Annotated in this window: 2 protein-coding genes; one reads left to right on the top strand and one right to left on the bottom strand. The window is 59.7% G+C overall.

Translation table 11 applies throughout. From position 1 onward, the window contains the following. Positions 1-25 precede the first annotated feature (25 nt). Positions 26-1,420, bottom strand: a complete 1,395-nt coding sequence (locus A6A04_RS19500) for a chemotaxis protein CheW (protein ID WP_082915078.1) — start codon at positions 1,418-1,420, stop codon at positions 26-28. A 511-nt stretch (positions 1,421-1,931) separates the two neighbouring features. Here A6A04_RS19500 and A6A04_RS22555 point away from each other — a divergent pair. Beyond that, positions 1,932-2,186, top strand: coding sequence for a hypothetical protein (locus A6A04_RS22555; RefSeq protein ID WP_156612703.1), 255 nt, complete (start codon positions 1,932-1,934; stop codon positions 2,184-2,186). The last annotated feature ends 169 nt before the right edge of the window (positions 2,187-2,355 follow it).

The raw sequence follows: 2,355 nt of genomic DNA, 5'->3' as shown, positions 1-2,355 counted from the left end.
CTCCGTCGCCCCTGGCCAGGCAACATCAACCATGCTTCACTAACATTCGATCTGGAGCCGCCATTGGGGGCCGGTCAGGCGTATCCTCGGCGGGGCTGATCTGGCTTTCCGGCACCGTCTCAATGCGCAGGACCTGATTGACGATGACGCCCGCCACGCCACCTTCGATCATGGCCAGCAGGCAGGGCGGTGGAGCATCGCTGACCGGAGCATCGTCATCGTCAGCCAGAATCCGCCGCAGATCAATCACCGGCACGATGGCATCTCCCACATCGGCCAAGCCGTCAAAGCCCATTCCCCGGTCGGGAATAGGCGTCATCTGAACCGCCGCTTGAAGCCGCTGGATACGATCCAGGGGGATGGCCAAAAATTCCCTCCCCACCCGCAAGGTCAGGAACTGAAGGAATTCCATGGGCTGTGCCGTGGCGGCCGCATGGTCCTCGGCGTTAAGAGACGGCACCCATCTCAGCAGGTCATCATTAACGGGACGCAGCAAGGATGTCGGGTCGATGATCGCCACGATGCTGTCGTCGGCCCGCACCAGATAGCTTGAAATTCCTGCCACGGGCTCGCGCAGGGGGTGAATCTGCTCGGTGGCGAAACGTTCGATACCCCGGCTATGTTCCGCCACCAGGGCAACCTTGCCCGCCGGATGCGACACCATCAATCCAAGCTTGCCGGGCTCACCCGTCGGACGGTTGAGCAGCGCCGCCAGGGACAAGCCCAGAATCGGCTCGCCGCGCAGATCGATCATGCCCTCGATCCAATGGGGGGCCTGCGGTACCGAGCGCAGGGTCGACAGTTCCAGCAGCTCAATCAGATGATCGACCTTGACGGCATAGGGCTCTCCACTGACGTCGATGATCAGATAGGGATCGGCCTGATGGTCCGCCGCCTCGTCATCATCGACCGCGCCGGCCGCCGCCTCGGTGGCCAGCATCACCGAGCCGCTTTCGGCAACGGTCATGGCCATGGAGTCGCTGGTCAAATGATCCAGGTTCAAGACACCGCAAGAGGCCGTCCCCTCGCCGAACCGGCCGACGATCAGCGGTTGCGCGGAGCGGTCCTCTGGTGAGGCGTGGACGATCTGCTCCCAGTCGATCTGAACCATGGCAAGCACGTGATCAACCCGCAGGCCGACGCTGCCGCCTCGATCCGAGATCAGAACCACCACGCCGCCATCGCTGGAAGGCAGCCCGAACAAAGCGGCCAAGCTGATCTGCGGCACTACCTGGCCCATGGCGAGGACCAGCCCTTCGAAGGGCGGCGGGCTGAAGGGCAAGGGCGTGATCTTGGAGCTTTCGACGACGCCGATGACACGGTCGAGCGGAATGGCGAATTGCTGCTTTTGCACCGCGACGGGAAGATAGCGGACGAACGCAGGCGTATCCCCTGGATCGCCGGGTACGGTGGGGGGCATATCTTCCGTTGTGGCTGTCGCCAATTGATCCACTTTCGTCAGACTGAGGCAAAGCGGGTGAACTATGCGACAAGTTCTAAGGAACGGCAATCGCCGTCGCAGCCTGCGCCGGTGCAAGCTCTATAGGCTGGAGTGCTCAAGCGCGCTCCGCGAGGTGGTCCTCGACAGGCTTGCGATGGGATGGTCCCCGGAGCAGATCGCTGGGTGGTGTTGAGAATGCCATCGGTCGATTGCGGCGCGGCCTGCCACGAAAAACAGACCTAGCCGCCATATCGCAGGCCGATCTCGACGATCTGGCTATGGACTATAACCTCATCCCGCGAAAGTGCCTTGGCTATCAAACTCCGCTCGAGGCCTTTCTCGGAAAAGCCTCAACCTCGGTGCTGCACTTGAGATGTGAGTCCATCTTGCCCTGTTGACGGGATTGACACTTTGTGTTTTCTGAGAAAGCATGGTGTTTGGTAATGAATTTTTAATAATAAGTTGAAAATTAAACTGCGGAGGAAATACTATGCGTGCCATCGTTTTGGCTGTGCTTTCCGTTGTCTTTGGGGCGGCGGCAGTCTGTGCCGCTGATTTTGATCCTTATAACAGGAACGGCCCGCCTAAAGATTGCCCCAGCGGGAATGTCGCACTTTTCAATAATGGGATGTGGATTTGTGCCGTTCCCTCACCCGTGATGACGCAGCAGCCACCACGGCCGCTTTATGACAAATCAACCGGCGGAAATGGCGCGACACCCGCAACAAGGACAGTGCCGAAGTAATACCGGGGCCGTTATGTCCATAAGTTGTTTGACTTGGCGCCACGGCAATCAATTGATGTTGCCGTGGCGATTCCCGCGACATGGGCACCTCCGGAAACCTCTTCATTCTGACGGTTTGAGAGTTGTTCCGGGCGTGAATTGCGGTTGATCGGCGTTTCCGGGTCTGTTT

Origin of the sequence: Paramagnetospirillum marisnigri, assembly GCF_001650715.1 — a bacterium.
Lineage (GTDB): Bacteria > Pseudomonadota > Alphaproteobacteria > Rhodospirillales > Magnetospirillaceae > Phaeospirillum > Phaeospirillum marisnigri.
This window is presented reverse-complemented; position numbering and strand designations above follow the sequence as displayed.

What these genes read in the sequence shown, in the direction of transcription:
- A6A04_RS22555 (WP_156612703.1), top strand. Translation starts at nt 1,932, where the DNA reads ATGCGTGCCATCGTTTTGGCTGTGCTTTCCGTTGTCTTTGGGGCGGCG.
- A6A04_RS19500 (WP_082915078.1), bottom strand. Translation starts at nt 1,420, where the DNA reads ATGCCCCCCACCGTACCCGGCGATCCAGGGGATACGCCTGCGTTCGTC.